This is a genomic window from Amycolatopsis viridis (assembly GCF_011758765.1).
In the GTDB taxonomy this organism is placed as follows: domain Bacteria; phylum Actinomycetota; class Actinomycetes; order Mycobacteriales; family Pseudonocardiaceae; genus Amycolatopsis_E; species Amycolatopsis_E viridis.
Map to the genome: position 1 here is coordinate 212,079 of NZ_JAANOU010000001.1, position 18,307 is coordinate 230,385.

At 73.0% G+C, this 18,307-nt stretch carries 11 protein-coding genes; 3 read left to right on the forward strand and 8 right to left on the reverse strand.

Translation table 11 applies throughout. The features are described from left to right. Window positions 1-19 precede the first annotated feature (19 nt). The 7 genes from FHX46_RS01065 to FHX46_RS01095 are packed head-to-tail and all read right to left on the reverse strand — an operon-like array spanning window position 20 to window position 12,998. On the reverse strand, window positions 20-1,804 hold the full coding sequence (locus FHX46_RS01065) for a hypothetical protein (protein WP_167109795.1): 1,785 nt from the start codon (window positions 1,802-1,804) through the stop codon (window positions 20-22). Continuing rightward, the gene (locus FHX46_RS28955) at window positions 1,771-3,891 is read right to left on the reverse strand and encodes an ADP-ribosylglycohydrolase family protein (RefSeq protein ID WP_167109797.1); all 2,121 of its coding nucleotides are present in this window, start codon (window positions 3,889-3,891) and stop codon (window positions 1,771-1,773) included. Before FHX46_RS28955 ends, FHX46_RS01065 begins: the two co-directional genes overlap by 34 nt. After that, window positions 3,891-5,372, reverse strand: coding sequence for a TNT domain-containing protein (locus FHX46_RS01075; RefSeq protein WP_167109799.1), 1,482 nt, complete (start codon window positions 5,370-5,372; stop codon window positions 3,891-3,893). The genes FHX46_RS28955 and FHX46_RS01075 overlap by 1 nt, the downstream gene beginning before the upstream one ends. A 52-nt stretch (window positions 5,373-5,424) precedes the next feature. Beyond that, a complete protein-coding gene (locus tag FHX46_RS01080) occupies window positions 5,425-10,794 on the reverse strand; it encodes a WXG100-like domain-containing protein (RefSeq protein ID WP_167109801.1) in 5,370 nt (1,789 codons plus the stop codon). 3 nt (window positions 10,795-10,797) lie between these two features. Continuing rightward, window positions 10,798-11,127, reverse strand: coding sequence for a hypothetical protein (locus FHX46_RS01085; protein ID WP_167109803.1), 330 nt, complete (start codon window positions 11,125-11,127; stop codon window positions 10,798-10,800). Next, window positions 11,124-11,702 carry a YbaB/EbfC family nucleoid-associated protein gene (locus tag FHX46_RS01090; protein ID WP_167109805.1) on the reverse strand — a complete coding sequence of 193 codons (579 nt, stop codon included), beginning with the start codon at window positions 11,700-11,702 and terminating at the stop codon, window positions 11,124-11,126. The genes FHX46_RS01085 and FHX46_RS01090 overlap by 4 nt, the downstream gene beginning before the upstream one ends. Window positions 11,703-11,759: 57 nt before the next feature. Beyond that, window positions 11,760-12,998: an MFS transporter gene (locus FHX46_RS01095; RefSeq protein ID WP_167120970.1), complete on the reverse strand. Its 1,239-nt coding sequence runs from the start codon at window positions 12,996-12,998 to the stop codon at window positions 11,760-11,762. A 294-nt stretch (window positions 12,999-13,292) separates the two neighbouring features. Here FHX46_RS01095 and FHX46_RS01100 point away from each other — a divergent pair, with 294 nt between their 5' ends. Beyond that, window positions 13,293-13,865, forward strand: coding sequence for a YqgE/AlgH family protein (locus tag FHX46_RS01100; RefSeq protein WP_167109807.1), 573 nt, complete (start codon window positions 13,293-13,295; stop codon window positions 13,863-13,865). Window positions 13,866-13,871: 6 nt separating this feature from the next. On the opposite strand, the gene FHX46_RS01105 is transcribed toward FHX46_RS01100, so the two are convergent. After that, window positions 13,872-14,276: an SdpI family protein gene (locus FHX46_RS01105; protein ID WP_167109809.1), complete on the reverse strand. Its 405-nt coding sequence runs from the start codon at window positions 14,274-14,276 to the stop codon at window positions 13,872-13,874. Between the two features lie 66 nt (window positions 14,277-14,342). Here FHX46_RS01105 and FHX46_RS01110 point away from each other — a divergent pair, with 66 nt between their 5' ends. Together FHX46_RS01110 and leuS are read left to right on the forward strand one after the other, a co-directional pair. Continuing rightward, window positions 14,343-15,422: an esterase-like activity of phytase family protein gene (locus FHX46_RS01110; protein WP_208399956.1), complete on the forward strand. Its 1,080-nt coding sequence runs from the start codon at window positions 14,343-14,345 to the stop codon at window positions 15,420-15,422. 34 nt (window positions 15,423-15,456) lie between these two features. Beyond that, complete coding sequence (gene leuS / locus FHX46_RS01115) at window positions 15,457-18,306, forward strand: leucine--tRNA ligase (protein ID WP_167109813.1); 2,850 nt, start codon at window positions 15,457-15,459, stop codon at window positions 18,304-18,306. The last annotated feature ends 1 nt before the right edge of the window (window position 18,307 follow it).

Below are 18,307 nucleotides of genomic sequence, written 5' to 3' on the forward strand. Positions count from 1 at the left end.
CTGGAAAGGCCCGTCAAACTTAGCCAGGCGGGTAGCGCCGGACCCACGCCTCCTGCAGCGACTTGTTCCGCGCGACGCCGTACAGGTTGAAGTACAGGTAGACGTCGTTGGCGATGTTGTCCAGCAGGCCCAGCGGCCCCAGCGAGCCGACCAGGCCGGCGGGGAGGCCGGGCACTCCGACGCGGGCACCGATCAGCGCGCCGGTGAGCGCGGCCGCGAGCGGCGGGTCGGCGGACTGGGATCCGGCGACCTGGATCGCCAGGATCGGGTCGTAGTGCCGCTTGGTGGCCGCGAACACCGCGCGTGCGGCCACCGCGAGCGGGCTCGCCGGATCGCCGAGCGTCTCGATCTGCTCGACGTCCGGGATGTCCCGGCCGTCGCGCAGGGCGAGCACGATCGCGGCGATCTCGTCGAACGGCGCCCGTCGCGCCTCCCGCAGGTCGGTCAGCACCGCGTGGAACGGCCACGGCAGGTCGCTGTGGGCCAGCAGCTTGGTGAGGACCCGCACGAGCAGTTCGACGGCGGTGCCGTTCTCACCGTCGGCGCCGGTGAGCGCCTCCGCCACCGCCCGCTGGTACGGCAGGCCGGTGGTTTCGAGTTCCAGCCCGGCCGTCATGGTCGCGGCGAGCGCGGCGGTCAGCGGGTTCGGCGCCGCCTCCGGACCTGGCCCGAGCGCCACCGATAGCCAGCTGTCCGGCTTCGGCGCGGGCGGGAAGCCGGAGGGCACCTCACCCGTGACGTTCATGAACGGCAGGCCGCGCAGCACGGTTTCGGTGTGCCGCAGCATCTGCCGCGTCATCGGTCCGGGCACGTCGCCGGTGCCGCGGGCGAGGCACTCGCCCACGGCGAACCCGGTGTAGGCGCCGACGACGCGGTGCCAGGAGAACAGGCCCGACGGCGTGCCCGTGTCGTGGAATTTCCCCAGCGTCCACGGCCGCGGGGTCGGCCTGCCGCTGTCGTCGAAGTGGTGGACGAGGCCGTGCGCGGCGAGGTCGGCGGGCCACTCGACCGGCCGGCCGGCGTGGCGCAGCCGCAGGTTGCCCACCCACCGGGCGTATCCGCGGGCGTAGCGCTCGCACTCACCGGCGTCGAGCTCGTACCCGTTCCGCCGCGCCCAGCCCGCTACCGTCGTGAGCCGCCGCGCGACGAGACCGGGCTCGAGATCGAACTCCGCGTCGAGGCGGGTGGCGAGTTCGGAGATGCGCGGGGACACCTCGGCGGCCACTTCGTCCACGAAGCGATCCGGGTTCCGCTCGGCGGAGCGGAGCTCGTCGGCCAGGTCGACGGCCATCGACAGCACCTGCCCGGGGTCCAGGTCCAGCAGGGTCTCCCCCGCCTCCAGCCGCAACAGGTCCCGGGGCCGGATGCGCCGCCACCGGTGCACGCCGGCCGGGACGGTGGCGGTCGAGGTGCAGGCGGGCACGGCGATCCGGTCGTCGCGGGTGCGGTGGCGGGCGGGCGCGCCGTCGTCGCCGAGCGGGACGAGGACTTCACAATCGAGCAGCTGCCGCCGCAGGGTCGCGTCGTCGATCCAGCCGACCTGGCGCATCCCGGTCAGCTTCGCTGCGGGCGTGGTGCCCGGCGGCATCCCGCGCCACACCGGCCCGGGCACGTGCGCGGGGTTCTCCCGGACGTTGCCCGTCGGCTGCTCGCGCTCGTCGACCTCGATCCACCGCACGATCGCCGCTTCCGGGGTGGTGAGGCCAGGGAACTCGTCGCGCCGGAACTCCTCGTCCAGCACGGCCTTCCAGTCGGTGAAGCGCTGCACCGTCACGGCCGGATCGCCGGATAGCGCCGAAGCCATCGCTGCTGTTCCTCCCCCTCCGGGATCCCCTCGAACCTGCGGGCCACGTCGGTGACGACCCGCTCGATCAGCGGACGCAGCTCCAGCTGGTCCACCCACTTCTGCGGCAGGCCGGGCACCCCGTTGCGGGCCCCGAGCAACGCACCCGCGACCGCGCCGGTCAGGGCGCTGCGCCCGGAGTGGTTCACCGCGCGCAGCAGCGCGACCTGCGGGTTGTTCTCGAACCCGGTCACCGCGGCGAGCGCGCGACCGAGGACGGACGCCGTGTCCAGGCCGTCGCCGATCGCCTCCGGCTCGGGGATGCGGTACATGCCCCGCTCCGGGACGGCGATCACCGACTGTTGGGCCAGCTCCCGCACCGCGTCCCAGCGCGGCCCCTCCCGGTCCCGCAGCACCCGCCCCACCGACACCCACAGCGCCGGGCTGAACTGGCGTTCCAGCGACCGTTCGAGCAGCAGGCCGAGGAACACGGCGAACGTCAGGTCGTTCTCGTCCGATTCGGGCAGCGCAGCGAAGGCCCGCACCGCGGCCTCGGACGCACCGAAGGGGACCGCGCCCGGGCCGCCCACGGTGAGCACGCCGGGCAGGGCGCCGAGCAGCACCACCGGACCCGAGCGCAGGTCGGCCGGGTCGGGGTCACGCACGGCGTGCAGCTCGCTCAGCTGCGGCAGCCACCCCGCGACGTCCGGCACCGGCTTGCCCTGCGTGTACCGCCACCGGGCGGTCGCCTCGGGCACCGCGTCCACGCCGCCGCGCAGGAACGCCTCGGTGAGGAACAGCAGCCGCTGGGTGAGCGGCCCGGCCTGCCCGGGCGCGGCGAACGCCGGGATCAGGTCGGTCAGCTGGTCCGGCCCGTGCGCGCGCACGATCTCCGCCTGGCTGAGCCGGTCCACCGGAGCGCCGAGCGCCTCGCCCAGCGCGAACCCCACGTACGCGCCGAGCAGCCGCTGCCAGCTGAAGTTGGTGTCCTGCCCGACCTCGGCGAACTTGCCGAACGAATCCACCCGCAGCACGGGCCTGCCGTCGTCGTCGTACCCCGGGGCCAGGCCGAACGCGCTCGGGTCGTGCGGCGGCCGCGGCGGCAGCGCCATGCTCATGCGCCGCACCCACGTTCGTCCGGTGACCACCCGGTAGCACTCGTCGGTGGTGAGCTCGAAGCCGTGGGCACGCGCGCTGTCGCCCGCATCGACGGGCAGCGGCACCGGTTCGGGCAGGCCGATCCGGGCCGCGGTGTCGGCCGCCCAGCGCCGGAGCTCCGCGGAACCCTCCACGCACTCGCCGGTGACCTCGATCTTGTCGCCGTGGCGCGGGAACTCCGCGTGCGCCGCGCGGATCTCCTCGGTGGTCACCTCGACCGGCAGCTGCCACGGGCCGTGGATGACCAGGTCGGCTTCCGGCACGTGGTCGAGGAGCGTGACGGGGTCCAGCCAGAACCATTCGCGGCTGCCCGGCGGGAAGAAGCGCGACGACGTCCACAGCTCGACCGTTCGGCGGCCGTCCCGGACCGACTGGTGCCGCACGTGGCCGCCGGCCAGCGGCACCAGGACGCTCTCCTGGAGCAACCCGAGGACGAACTTCCGCTGGTCGAGCCACCCGACGTGGCGGAACTCGACGAGCTGGTCCAGCGTGGTCCACGGCATCGGGTAACCCCGGCGGCTCGGGCCGGTCCGGTACTCCGGGTTGGGCCGGGTATCGCCGGTCGCCGTGCCGTCCGGCAGGTGGCGCCGCCAGCCCATGATCGCCTCCAGCGGCACCCCGAGGCGGCCCAGGCCGGCGCCCGCGTACTCGGGGTCGACCATCTCGGCCCAGTGGTCGCGGCCCGGGTACTGGGCGGGGATGCTCAGCCCGCCGCTGACGGGCGAGGCGTGCCGCAGGTCGCCCTCCGGGGTCCGGACGATGAGGGCCGGCGGCGGCACGATCCGCTCGCCGAGGTCGCCGCGGTCGAGGTAGCCGGTCGAGTTGTAGGGGACGTACCAGCCTTCCGGGCGCCGGACGAGATGGGCGTGATCGACGCGCAGGTCCGCCCCCGGCCCGTGGACCTCGCGCAGCCACCCCTCGACCTGCGCGACCGCTTCTGCCGCTTCCACTACTCGATCCTTTCCAGGCTTCCGTCGGCCAGGTGCTCGCTCAGCGGTTTCGGCAGGACGTACGCGACGCCACCGCCGGGCAGGTTCGCCCACGGGATCGCGATGCCGAGCACGACCGCGAGGGTGCGCCGGAGCCGGTAGCGCCGCTCCGCGCGATCCCGCTCGATGGGCAGCGAGGTCGCCGGGAAACGGGTCTCGTCGTGGTGGACCAGGTTGCCGCTCTCGTCGCCGAAGCGCAGCACCACCGTCGCCGCGGGCAGGCGGACGACGCGCTTGTTGCGCAGGAGGGTCAGCGGCGGTTCACCGTCGGCGGGCTGGATCGGCCAGTCCGCGAGCTCGGCGGAGGTCTCCAGCGGTGTCTCGGCTCCGCCGGTCATCCGCGCCGGGTGCAGCAACAGGGCTCCGAGCAGGTGCTGCACGGCGTCCTCGGCCCGCTCGAAGTACTGCGGGTGCACCGGCACGTCACCGGCGTAGCGGGCGACCTCCCAGCCGCGGTCGGTCGGGTTCAGGCACCACGCGCCGTCGGCGCGCGCGGCCAGCCGGTAGGCGGCGGGCCACACGCCGTGCTCGGCGAGCCGTTGCGCCAGCACCACCAGCAGAGCGGCGTCCTCCAGCGCCGGGTCGGTGCTCGTCTCCAGCTCGGCCGCGATGTCCCCGCTGGTCGGCAGTGCTTCGGCGGGATCGGCCCTGGGCCGGGACCGGCCGAGCAGGTCGGCCGCCGCCGTACGCCGAGTGACCTTGTCGACATAGGGCGGCTGGAAGTCCAGGTCCCGGATGTGCGCGAGGAAGTCCGGCTCCGGTGGCGTGCCGTACTTGCGCAGGTAGTGCGGCACCGACGCGTGCCAGATCCACGTGCCGTCGGTGTGGTAGCTCTCCGGCACGTCGGACTCGCTGCCACCGCTGAAGATGTCCGGGCCGAGACCGCTGCCGACCAGCACCGCGGGCTGGCTTTCCAGGTACCGCAGGAGCGCGGGGACCTCGTCCTCGGGCACCGGCGGACGTCCCAGCACCGGGGCGCCGTCCTCGCCGGAGTCGACCACCCGGGCGTGCCGGAACGTCGTGGCCAGCGGCCACCCGGCGGCACGCCGCCACCAGTCCGGCAGGTGCTCCGGGGCGCGGGGAAACGCTTCCAGCTCTGCCTCGAGCGCGGCGCACAGGTCGTCCGGCGGCAGCTGCCACCACGGCCGGGCGGTGGTGCTCACGTCCAGGTCGAACTCGCCCGACGGGTGCAGCGCGTACCGGGCCTGGAGCCAGGCGCCTGCGCCCGGCTCGGACATCGCCCGCCGCAGCTCGCCGAACGCCGTGATCAGCTCGGCCGCCGCCGGGTAGGTGCGCCCGGAACCGTGGGCGAACGCGATCGGCTCCAGCTCCGCGTGGTCACCGATCTGGCGGAAGTGCAGCTCGATCCGTTCCCATCCGGGCGGTGCGTCGGCGCGGGCGAGCGTGCCGATCCGCACGAGCAACGGGCGATACGGCTCCATGGTTGCCGTTGCCTCCCCCGGCCTGTCCGTACTGCCGCTCACTGTAACCAGCTCACGCGAGGATGGAGGTGCACGGGAAACCCTCGGGCTGCGCCGCCCACATGCCGAACGTGCGCCGCTGCACGGAAGCGATGAACGACTCCTCCTGCGTGGTCAGCGCCCGGCCCGCTTCCGCGGCCTGCGTGCGGATGCCGTCGACGGTGGCGTAGAGCGCGAACACCGGGCCCGCACCGCGCAGGTAGAAGGCGCGTTCGCGCTCAGTCTCCGCGATGAACTCCGCCTCGGTGAGGGCGCGGAAGTGCGACGGCAGCTCGTCCTGGAGGACCTTCTCCAGGTGCGCGCCGTTCTCCTCGAACTCGCCGGTGCGCACGTTGAGCAGGTAGCCGGTGAGGTTGCCGTCACCGTCCCGGTCGACCCGGTAGGTCTTGTTGAAGCACTTGAAGTACTGCGGCGTCGGCACCTCGGCGGGATCCTCCACCGGGGGCTTGCGGGTTCGGCCGTGGTGCCCCTGGCCACCCGGAGCGGGCATTCCGGGCACCGGCGGCATCACGGGCACCACGCTGACCGCGCCGACCGTGCCGTCGGAGGTGCGGACCTGCAGGTCCAGCCCACCCCCGCTGGCGAGGCGGTCGTCGGTGGACAGGACCTCCACGCCCGGGGCCGCGGCCAGCTGTGTGGCGGCGTGGTGGGCGTCCTCGGGGCTGCCGACCTGGAGGCCGGCCTCGGCGAGACCGGTCAGCCGGGAGGCGTCGCCGTCGAATCCGGCGAGGTTCTGCCGCAGGTCCGCCCAGCTGGGCGACGTCGCGGGGACGGCCGTGCCACCGACCGCCTGCGCAACGGGACCCAGCGCGGAGTCCAGGTCCCGCCGGGCCGCGGCTGCCTGGTCGAGCCGGTCGAGCAGGTAGGCGTCGGAGTAGGCCGGGTCGGCCGCGCGGGAGTGGTCGAACCCGGGCTGGACCGCCTCGCGGGCACCGGTGCCCAGCCCCGTGGCACCGCCGGTGCTGCCCGGCGCGGAGCCGGCCGGCTGCGGCTCGTGCGGTTGCGCGGGCTGGTCGCCGATCGCCGGGGTGAGGCCGGCGACGTGGTCCGGGAACCGCGGCATCGGCAGCTGCTCGTCCCACGCTTCCTGCACCACCGGGATCGCATCCGGGTAGGTGATCAGGTTGGCGAGGACACCCAGGTTCGTCAGCAGCAGGTGCCGGAAGGCCGGGTTGTTGTCGACGGCGTCCCGGAGCTCGGGGTGCTCGTCGAGCAGCTGCTGGAAGGCGTCCTCCACCCGCATCGTCCGGCCGTCCACGACGAGGGTGCCGTCGCCACGCGGCGGTTCCGGCTCGGTGCGGGGCCGGTCCGGTTCGGACGGTGGCTCCGGGCGCGGTGCGGCGCCGTCCGGAACGTCCCCGGCCCGGCCGGGTGCCTGCGGGTGCGGCGGTTGCTGGGCGTGGTGCACCGGCGCGCTTGGCCCCGGGACGTCAGGGACAGTCGGGATGGCCGAACCGTGCTGCAGCGGCGTCGTCGTGTGCGGGGCTTCGGGGAACTGCTGCACCGGGGTGGTCGTGTGCGGGGCTTCGGGGAACTGCTGCACCGGGGTGGTCGTGTGCGGAGCCTCCGGGAACTGCTGCACCGGCGGGCGCGGGGTCTGGACGTTCGGCGGAGCCGCCTGCGGCAACCTGAGGTTCAGCGTCCGGTGCTGGAGCGCCACCTGCGGGTTCGCCGCTTGCCCCTTGCTCTCCGCGAGCGACCAGAACGGCAGCAGGCTGATGCGCGTCGGTTTGTCCGGGAGGTGCATCAGCCCGCCGTTCTGCGGGTCGATGAACACCACGCCCTCGGGTGCGTTGACGGCGAGGGCGACGTGTGCGGGCTCGGACCCGTCGGATCCCTTGAACGACACGTAGATCACGCTGTGGGACCCCGGCGGCATCGCCGACACGCGTGCGATCGCGTTGTCGTAGCTGCCGACGTCGTGCACCCACTCGGCGCCGAGCTGGTCCTCCAACCACTTCATGCGGACGGCGTAGGTGCCGGGGATGTCCTTCGGCAGGACCGGATCGGCCTGCGCGTCGATTCCTATCAGACGCTGGGCGTAGGCGACGACGCAACGCGTGCAGTTGTGCCAGAAGCCCATGTCCGTAGCGTTGATCAGGTCGCGGTTCGGGTTGACGTTCGGCAGCTCCGGGTAGCGGTCGGCGACGTAGGCGCGTTCGTGTACCCCGGCGGTTCCGGCGTGGATGGCCGGCAGGCTGTGCAGCGAAGACGGGCCGGCCAGGTTCGACCAGGGCGCCGGTTGCTTCCCCAGCTTCACCCCTTGACCCGGCGCGGGGCCGGGGGACTGCTGCTGGGTCGGCGCGTGCTGCTGCTGGTAGGGGTTGTGCACCGGTGGTTGCAGGTGCGGCTCGCCCTGGTGGGGTTGGGGCTGCTGGTACTCGTGCAACGCGGCCGGGGGCTGCGCGCGCTGGAACGGGTTCCACCCGGCCGGCGTCGGCCGCTCACCCTCCAGCCGGCTGCGGATCGCGTTGCCGTCGGCGGCCGTCCGGGCGGGTTCGATGCGTTCCGGGGCGCCGCCGAGCAGCTCCTGGATCCGGTTGCGGGCGGGTCCAGCGGCCGGTGTCGTTTCACTCCGGCTGGACAGCGTGGTGCCGTCGCCGGTGTGGGTGGGCATCAGGTGCACGCCGGACGGGTTCGGCGGCAGGTCGGCGAGCCGGTTCGTCATCGGGTCGACCAGCGCCACGCCGTGCTCGGTGTGGACCACGCCGAAGGCGCGCTGACCGTCCGGTGTGTCCACCGACAGCACGGCCCGCGACCCGACCGGCTGACCGGCCACCTCGCGCACCGCGCTGTCGTAGTCCGGCAGCTGGTGGAACTCGCCGCCGAGCTGCCGCGCCAGGTAGTCCCGGCCACGCGGATCGTCCAGCTTGGCCGGGCCGGCTTCGGCGGGAAGGCCCGCCATGCGCCGTTCGAACGCGACCACCGACTCGGCCGAGTTCGTCCGGTAGTGCGCCGGCATCCCGTCGGCGTAGTAGCCGCGCACGTTGACGTCGGCGATTTCCGGCAGGTGCTCGCGCAGGAACCGCACTTCCTGGTGCGCGTTGCGGGTGGGCGCCGCCGGTCCGGTGGTCCGAACGCTCGGGTCCACCGGGTCGGTGCTCCCCGCGTGGATGGCCGGCTCCCCCACCACCTCGGACGAGCGCCGGATATCGCCCCAGCCGTTCCGCGGCTCGCCGAGCTTCCGCGGCTTCGCGGTGTCCACATCGGACCGTTCGCCGGACGTCGGCTCCGGTTCCGGCTCGTCGAGCCCGAACATGCGTGCGAAGTCGCGCCGGGCCGCGGCCTTCATCTCCGCCGCCTGCTGGTCCGCCACGGCGCGGTTGTGGTCCATCGGGCCGCCGCGGCTGGGGGTGCCGTAGACGGGGCCGGGCGGTGGCGGCGGGCCCTGGAGGTGGCCGCTGTGCGGGGTGCCCTGTCCCCCCGCCCCGTGGGCCGGGCGCCCGTGCGGCTGGCCGCCGTGCGCGGGTCCGCCCGATTGCGGTGGGCCACCCTGGGGCGGGGGGCCTTGCGGTGGACTGACCGGCCCGCGCCCGACCGGCCCGGGCTGCGGACCACGCGGCGGCTGACCGCCCTGCCCGTAGCCCTGGGGACCCGGGCCGGGGTACCCCTGCACCGGCGCCGCCGGCGGCTGTTGCTGCGGCGACTGCTGCCCCCGGTCACCGTGCTGGGACGGCGACGGCGCACCACCGGACGGGCCGAAGCTGCCTGGGGTGTGACCCGCGCTCGCACCGTCCGGACGCGTCGTCGGGCCGGACCCGCTGCCCGGCGCCGCGGGGGGACCGCCCGCGGGAACGGGCATCCGGTCCGGCCGGTTCACGGGCGCACCGCCGGCCTCGGCGAGCGGAGTACGCGTCGGTGGTCCTCCCGACGATCCGCTGGAGCCGGCCGAAGAGCCACCGGACCCGGCGGACAGCCCGCCGGAGCCGAGGGCAGATCCACCGGCCGGCCCGCCTGAACCGGCGGAAGACCCCGCTGAAGAACCCGCGGCGGGCCCGGCGGAACCCGCGGCCGAGCCACCCGGCGAACCGGCGCCGGCCCCGGCCGAGCCGGCCGGTGTGCCAGCCAGAGGTCCAACCGCCGGGCTGCCGGTCGTGGAACCGCCGGCGGCGTGGCTCGATGTGCCCGCGGGCGCGGCGGCGGCTTGGTGCGCCGGGGTCGCGTCCGCGGTGGATCGCGGCGCGTCGGCCGCCGCCTGGCCGCTCACGTGGTCGTTCCTGAGCGCCTGCGACACCGATCCCGTCGCGTGGCCGCCGCCGGACATCGCGGGCTCCCGGGCGGCTGACCCGCCCGCATCCGCCGGCGAGTGCCCATCACCGGCGGACGAGCCGGTACCTGAACTCGACGACGACCCCTCCGGCGACCCGCCGGAGTGCGTGGACGGAGAACCGGTGTCGACCGGCGGCCCGTCGACCTTGACGTGGGGGGCCCGGAAGTCGGCGCCGACGCCCTTGATCTGGTCCTTCGCGCCGCCGGTGGCGCGGTCCACGGCTCCCGCGGACGCGCCCATCGCCACGTCCTTGGCCCTCAGCTGGTCGAGGTCCCCGGTGAGGGCGGCCTGGCCGACGGTCGTCGCGATGCCTTCCACCGCTCCGCGCACACCGTCGCGCACCGCGCGGTCGGCGATCTGTCCCGCGACGCTGTCCCCCAGGCTCTTGGTCGCACCCTTCGGCACGGCGTGCCCGGCCGCCCCGGCGACACCGCCCGCCACACCACTGGCCAGCGCACCGGTGGTCTTGTCGACGTCCCAGTCCGACAGCTTGCGGTCGCCCTTCGCGACCTGCACACCCTGGATGCCCACGTCCAGCGCCAGGTTCATCCCGACGTTGATCAGGACGTCCTTGGCGACCCGCTCCAGCAGCTGCATCGCGACCTTGCGGAAGCCCTCCTGCAGCAGCTTCTGCACGAGCTGCTTGAAGACCATCTGCACGGCCACGCGGGTGGCCATCTGCGCGGGCACGATGCCCGCCGAGGAGAGGCCGACCGTGACCACCGCGGCCGCGATCAGCGCCGCGATCTGGATCGCCAGGATCACCAGCGAGGCGATGATCATGTACTTCGTGTACTCGACGTCGAGGGCGGTCGAGTCGGCCGATTGCGCCAGTGCCTGGCACGCCCCGGCCAGGTTGCCGAAATAGGCCTCGTCGCCGGTGACGAACTTGTCCCACATCTTCTGGAACCCGATCGCCGGCTGGCCGGTCCAGGTGCTCAGCGCCTCCGCCGCGGCCCCGTTGGCCTTGTCCACCACGGGCCCGAGCGCGTCCCGGGCCGCCAGCCACGCGTCGCGGACCTCGCGCAGCTTGTCCTCGTCGCCCTCCGGCCAGTGCTCGCCGACGACGATGGGCAGCAGCCACTTGACCTCGCTGGGGAACTCCATCCCCATGGGTCAGATCCGGCCCTGGCGCTTGATGACCTTCTCGGCTTCCTTGTGCGCGCCTTCGGTGGCGTCCGCGGCTGCCTTGACGGCCTTCGCGACGTCCTTCAGCGCCTGGTCGAGGCCGGCGAAGGCCGCCACGCAGTTCTTCGCCGCCGGCTCGTAGTCCTTGGCGAACGCCTGGCCGGACTCGTCGTCGCCCCAGCAGGCTCCCTGCGCGGCGAGCGCGGCCTCCAGCGCCTCGCCCGCCTGCTTGAGCAGGTCACCGGCGTGCGGGAACTTCCCCGCGCCGCTGCGGACCGTGTCCGGGTCCATGTCATGGCCGGTGCCGGGTCCGGTCATCGGTCACCCCGCGTCATCCACGTCTCCGGCATCTCGTCGTCGTCGGTCGTTGGACGCGGGCGACGCGCTACCGGATTCGGTGCGGGCGGCGGCGGTGGGCTGGCCGGACGCAGGATCGACCGGGATTCCGGGTCCTGCGCGGGCTCCGGCTCGGGGTCGAGGAAGTCCGGGATCTCCGGCATGAGACCGGCCAGCGACGGGGCTCCCTCGATGAACTCGGACAGGTCGGGCAGGTCCGCGGTGAGCGGCCGGAACAGCTCCGCCTGCTGCTGCTTGACCTGCAGCATCCCGCGCCGGACGAGGTCGCGGATCGTGCGGGCCAGCGCTTCCGGCCGGGTGCGGTCGAACGTGGTCGGCGCGAGGGTGAGGTCGGCGAGCGTCCCCTGGGCGTCGATGGTGACCTTGACCAGACCGTCCGGTGAGGACAGTTCCGCGGTCAGCTCGGACGCGGCTCGTTGCGCCTCACGCAGCTGCGCGGTCTGCTGGTTGAACTTGTCCAGCAACTGGTCGACGGTCTCGCGCATCGCTGCGTTGCGGGCTTCCTTCTGCGCGCGGTCGTCCCCCGGGGTGCTCACCCTGGCCACTGTAGTTGCCGGTGTTCGTCCGGACGGAGCAATCACCGTGAACCGGTCTCACTCGGCGCGCGAGCGGTGCGCGACGACCAGGTAGCCGGCCGTGCCGAGCAGGTACACCACGGTGGCGGCGAGCAGCAGCGGCACCGACCGGCCGGTCAGCGGCACGACCGTGGCGGCGAGGGAGACGGCGATCACCTGCGTGATGTTGAGGAGCGTGTCGTACAGCGAAAACACCCGGCCGCGGGCCTCGTCGGGCACGTCGTGCTGGATGGTGGAGTCCACGCACAGCTTGACGACCTGTCCGGCCGAGCTGATGACGAACGAGGCGACCAGCACGGTCGGCAGGGTCATCGGCAGGCCGAGCCCGGCCTGGGTGGCCGCGGCGAGCAGCAGCGCGCCCGGGATCGCCCGGCGGCGGCCCAGGCGGCGGACCAGCCGCGGTGTGAGGAGGCCGGCGAGCAGGATGCCGGCGCCGGCCATCGCGGCGAGCTGGCCCAGCCCGGGGAGCCCGGCCTTGAGCAGGCCGAGGTCGGTGAAGCTGTAGCGCAGCAGCAGCACGGTGAGCAGCAGCGAGATGCCGTAGGAGGCGCGGTGCGCGAGCAGCGCTACGAACCCGGCGACGACGCTCGGCACCGCCAGCGCGGCCCGGGCGCCGTCGATCAGGCCGCGCGCCACCGCGAGGAGGGCGTCTCGTGGCTCGTCGACCCGGTCCGGGCCGAGGCGGCCGCGCGCGAACCGGCGGGCGATGGCGGCCGCGATCAGCGTGGGCAGCATCGCGGCGGCCGTCGTCCAGCCGGAACCGCTGTTCCCGGTGCCGATCAGCGTCCGCAACCCGATGGCGGCGCCACCGCCGAGGACCGCGACCAGCGAGCCGAGCGTGGTCGCGAGTGCGTTGGCGGTGACCAGCGTGCCTGGCGGCACGACGTGCGGCAGGGACGCGGACAGCCCGGAGCCGACGAACCGCGAGATGCCCTCGACGACCAGCGCGAGCACGAACAGTTCGATCCCGGACCAGCCGAATCCGACGGCGACGGCGGTCGCCACGATGGCGGTGCCGCGCAGCAGGTTGGCCACGATCAGCACGCGGCGGCGGTCCCAGCGGTCCAGCAGTGCGCCCGCGAACGGCCCGATCAGCGAGTACGGCAGCAGCAGGACGGCGAACCCGCCGGCGATGGTCAGCGGATCGGCGCCGCGCTCGGGGTTGAACAGCACCGCACCGGCCAGCCCGGCGCGGAACATGCCGTCGGAGAACTGCGCGCCGAAACGGGTGAACAGCAGGGTCCGGAAGCCCGCCATCGCGAAGAACGCACGGGGCGGGACCTTCTCGACCGACGGCTGCGCACTCGCTGTCACGGCTCACCAGCTTACGGTGCCGGGAGCAGGTGGCGAGGGGGAATTGGGGGCCGGCGCACTTGGTCGCCTCTCGGCGGCGTGGCGCAGTGTGGCTCCAGCCGGACGGTATTCCACAAAGGCTCTTCTCTAGTGGGCCCGGGGGACACGGAGTGCGCCGGCCACCCGGTTCAACGGGAGACGGCCGGGCCTTGTTCCCGGCGATGTGGCCTCGTTCCACCGGAGTGAGATCATGGTGAGGTGCCAGCGGACGCCGAGGTTGAACCGGGATCGCTCCTGGTCGCCGCTCCTACGATGTTCGATCCCAACTTCCGCCGCACGGTGGTGTTCGTCATCGACCACCGGGAGGAGGGGACGCTCGGGGTCGTCCTGAACCGGCCGAGCGACGTGCCGGTCGACGACGTGCTGCCCAGCTGGGGACGGCACGTGGTGGAGCCGCAGTCGGTGTTCGTCGGCGGACCGGTGGAGAAGAAGACGGCGTTGTGCCTGGCCGCGTTGCGTGCCGGGGAGACGGCGTCCGGGGTGCCGGGCCTGATCGGCGTGCGTGGTCCGGTGGCGCTGGTCGACCTGGACGCCGATCCGGATGCGCTGGCGCCGAAGGTGCGTGGCCTGCGGGTGTTCGCCGGTTACGCGGGCTGGGACTCCGGGCAGCTGGCCGGCGAGATCGAACGCGGTGACTGGCTCATCGTGCCGGCGCTGCCCAGCGATGTGCTGGCCGCGCCGGAGCGTGATCTGTGGGGGCAGGTGCTCCGCCGTCAGGGTGTTCCGACGGCCTTGTTGGCCACCCATCCCGGTGATCTGCAGCGGAACTGAGCGGACTCAGGCGCGCTGCACCGCGCATCCGCCGCACGCACAACCCGCACAGCCGGCCGGCACGGCGGGCGCGGGCGGCGGCACGGCCGCGGCGGCGCGGTGGCCGAGCACGCCACCACCGGCGACCAGGGCGAACATGCCGGCCAGCCCGATCACGGTGGCGACCAGGACACCCACGGTCCCCGGCATGAACAGGCCGGCGAGACCGGCGGCGATCCCGACCACCCCGGCCACCATGGTGGGCAGCCCGGCGACCCGGTTCGCGAGCCGGAACGCCTCGTCGGAGCGCAGCGTGGCGACGGTGCGCACCCCGGCGCCGCGGTCGCGCGGCAGCTTCTCCCGCCAGCCGAGCAGACCGCCCCAGCCGACGACGACACCGAGCACCAGAGGAATGAGCGCGACTACCAGCACGAGGTCGAGGATAGGCGTGATCTTCACGCTAGCGGCCGGACACCCGGGTCCGATGTGCTGCACGCCATGCTGAAGCGGCTCACGACCGGCGCGCTGGCCGGATGTCTGCTCCTGTCCGTCGCTCCCGCCGCGCACGCGTCCGCCACACCGGTGCGCTTCCTGGGGGAACGGATCGTCCCGCACGCGCTCACCGTCGGGAACTACCCCGTCGGCGAGCTGTCGAGCATCGACTACGACCCCCGGACCGGGGAGTACGTGTTCATCGCCGACGACACCGCTGAGGGGCCCGCGCGGTTCTTCACCGCGAAGGTCCCGGTGAGCTCCGCCGGTGTCGGCCCGGTCTCGTTCACCGGCGCCGGGCTCTTCCGGCAGCCCGGCGGGAGCACCTACCCGGAGGGCTCGGTCGATCCCGAGGAGATGCGGGTCGACCCGGTCACGGGCGCCTACTTCTGGAGCCAGGAGGGCGAGCGCAGCGCGACCGTGCTGGCCGACCCGTCGATCCGGGTGGCCCGCCGGGACGGCGGGTACGTGCGGGACCTGCCGATCCCGGACGACGAGCGGATGCGGCCGGAGTCGGGGCCGCGGCGGAACCTGGTGCTCGAGGGACTCACCTTCGCCGCGGGTGGCACGCTCGTGGTCAGCTCGCTGGAGGGACCGCTGCTGCCGGACGGCCCGGTCGCGACGGCCGAGCACGGCGCGCTGTCCCGGATCACCGTGCAGGCCCGCGGCGGTGCCATCCTCGCGCAGTACGCCTATCCGCAGGAGCCGGTCTTCGCGCCCGGCGCGGGCGGCAGCACCGGTGTCTCCTCGATCCTCGCCGCCGACCCCCTCGACCCCAGCCGCTACCTCGTCATGGAGCGGGCGTTCGTGCCCGGCGCGGGTGACAAGGTGCGGATCTACGAGATCGACACCCGCGGCGCGACCGACGTCCTGCGCACGCCCTCCCTGGTGGGCGCGCAGGTCCGGCCGGTCCGCAAGAAGCTGTTGCTCGACCTGGACGACCACCCGCTGTCCAAGGTCGACAACGTCGAGGGCATGACCTGGGGCCCGCGGCTGCCCAGCGGGGAGCGGACGCTGGTCCTGGTGAGCGACGACAACTTCTCGGCGAACCAGATCACGCAGGTCATCGCATTCGCGGTGCGCTGAGAACCCGCAGGCCGGGCCCGCTTACCATGGGCGGGTGAGTGAAGCAATCGAGGAAACGCCCGGCCACCGGTACAACGCCGACCTGGCCGGTCGGGTCGAGCTGCGCTGGCAGAACTACTGGGCCGATCACGGCACCTTCCACGCGCCGAACCCGGCCGGCTCGCTCGCGTCCGGCGACAGCGTTCCCTCGGACAAGCTCTTCGTGCAGGACATGTTCCCCTACCCGTCGGGGGCCGGCTTGCACGTGGGGCATCCGCTGGGCTTCATCGCAACCGACGTCTACGCCCGCTACCACCGCATGATCGGGCGCAACGTCCTGCACACCATGGGCTTCGACGCGTTCGGTCTGCCCGCCGAGCAGTACGCGGTGCAGACGGGCCAGCACCCGCGCAAGACCACCGAGCAGAACATGGAGACCTACCTGCGGCAGATCCGCAGGCTGGGCCTCGGCCACGACGAGCGCCGCCGGATCGCCACGATCGACCCGGACTACTACAAGTGGACGCAGTGGATCTTCCTGCGCATCTACCACTCCTTCTACGACGAGAAACTGGGCAAGGCGCGCCCGATCGAGGAACTGGAAGCCGAGTTCGCGCGGGGTGAGCGCGCCACGCCGGACGGGCGCGCGTGGGACGAGCTGAGCCGCGCGGAGCGGCTGGCGGTGCTCGACGAGTACCGGCTGGCCTACATCTCCGAGGCGCCGGTGAACTGGTGCCCCGGCCTGGGCACCGTGCTGTCGAACGAGGAGGTCACCCCGGACGGCCGCAGCGAGCGCGGCAACTTCCCGGTGTTCCGCCGCAACCTGCGTCAGTGGATGATGCGCATCACCGCCTACGCCGACCGGCTGGTGGACGACCTGGACCGGCTGGACTGGCCGGAGAAGGTCAAGGCGATGCAGCGCAACTGGATCGGCCGGTCGCACGGTGCGCGCGTCTCGTTCGCCGCCGGCGAGCACACCATCGAGGTCTTCACCACCCGTCCGGACACCCTGTTCGGCGCCACCTACATGGTGCTGGCGCCCGAGCACCCGCTGGTCGACGAGCTGACCGCGGCGCAGTGGCCGTCCGGTGTGGACGAGCGGTGGACCGGTGGCGCCGCCACCCCGGCCGAGGCCGTCGCCGCCTACCGCCGCGCCGCGTCGCGGAAGTCCGAACTGGACCGCCAGGAGAGCAAGGACAAGACGGGCGTCTTCGTCGGCTCGTACGCGGTGAACCCGGTCAACGGCAAGCAGATCCCGGTCTTCATCGCCGACTACGTGCTGATGGGCTACGGCACCGGCGCGATCATGGCGGTGCCGGCGCAGGACCAGCGCGACTGGGACTTCGCGGAGAAGTTCGGCCTGGAGATCGTCCGCACCGTCCAGCCCACCGAGGGTTTCGACGGCAAGGCGTACACCGGTGACGGCGTGGCGATCAACTCGCGTCAGGAGAACGGGCTCAGCCTGGACGGGCTGACCGTCGACGACGCGAAGAAGACGATCATCGCCTGGCTGGAGGAGAACGGCCACGGCACCGGCACGGTGCAGTACAAGCTGCGCGACTGGCTGTTCTCCCGGCAGCGGTACTGGGGTGAGCCGTTCCCGATCGTGTACGACGAGAACGGCCAGGCGCACGCGATCCCGGAGAGCATGCTGCCGGTCGAGCTGCCCGAGGTGGACGACTACTCGCCGCGCACCTTCGACCCGGAGGACGCCGACACGGAGCCGTCGCCGCCGCTGTCCCGGGCGAGCGACTGGGTCGAGGTGACGCTGGACCTGGGCGACGGCCCGAAGACCTACCGCCGCGACACCAACACGATGCCCAACTGGGCTGGTTCCTGCTGGTACCAGCTGCGCTACATCGACCCGGACAACGCGGAGCGGTTCGTCGACGCGGGCAACGAGCAGTACTGGATGGGTCCGCGCCCGGCCGAGCACGGCGTGCACGACCCGGGTGGTGTGGACCTGTACGTCGGCGGGGTCGAGCACGCCGTGCTGCACCTGCTGTACGCGCGCTTCTGGCAGAAGGTGCTGTTCGACCTGGGTTACGTCAGCGCCGAGGAGCCGTACCGGCGGCTGTTCAACCAGGGTTACATCCAGGCCTACGCCTACACCGACGAGCGCGGCTTCTACGTCCCGGCCGAGGAGGTGGAGGAGCGCGACGGCAAGTTCTTCCACCAGGGCGAGGAAGTCCGGCAAGAGTACGGGAAGATGGGCAAGAGCCTGAAGAACGTGGTCACGCCCGACCAGATGGCGGCGGACTACGGGGCCGACACCTTCCGGTTCTACGAGATGTCCATGGGCCCGCTGGCCGACTCCCGGCCGTGGGCGACGAAGGACGTCGTCGGTGCCCACCGGTTCCTGCAGCGCGTGTGGCGGCTGGTGGTCTCGGAGCAGACCGGTGAGCTGCGCGTGTCCGCGGACGAACCCACCGACGCCGACCGCCGGATGCTGCACCGGACCATCGCCGGTGTCCGCGACGACTACTCGGGCCTGCGGTTCAACACCGCGGGCGCGAAGCTGATCGAGTACAACAACCACCTGACCAAGGTCTACGGCGGTGCCGAGTCGACACCGCGTGAACTGGTCGAGCCGTTGGTGCTGATGCTGGCGCCGCTGTGCCCGCACATCGCGGAGGAGCTGTGGAACCGGCTGGGCCACGAGGGTTCGCTGGTGCACGGCCCGTTCCCGGTCGCCGACGAGAAGTACCTGGTCGAGGACACGGTGGAGTACCCGATCCAGGTCAACGGCAAGGTCCGCGCGCGGATCCAGGTGCCTGCCGGCGCCGGCAAGGACGCGGTCGAGGCCGCGGCGCTGGCCGACGAGAAGATCGTGGCGCTGCTGGATGGCGGCACCCCGCGCAAGGTCATCGTCGTACCGGGCCGCCTGGTGAACGTGGTGCTCTAGG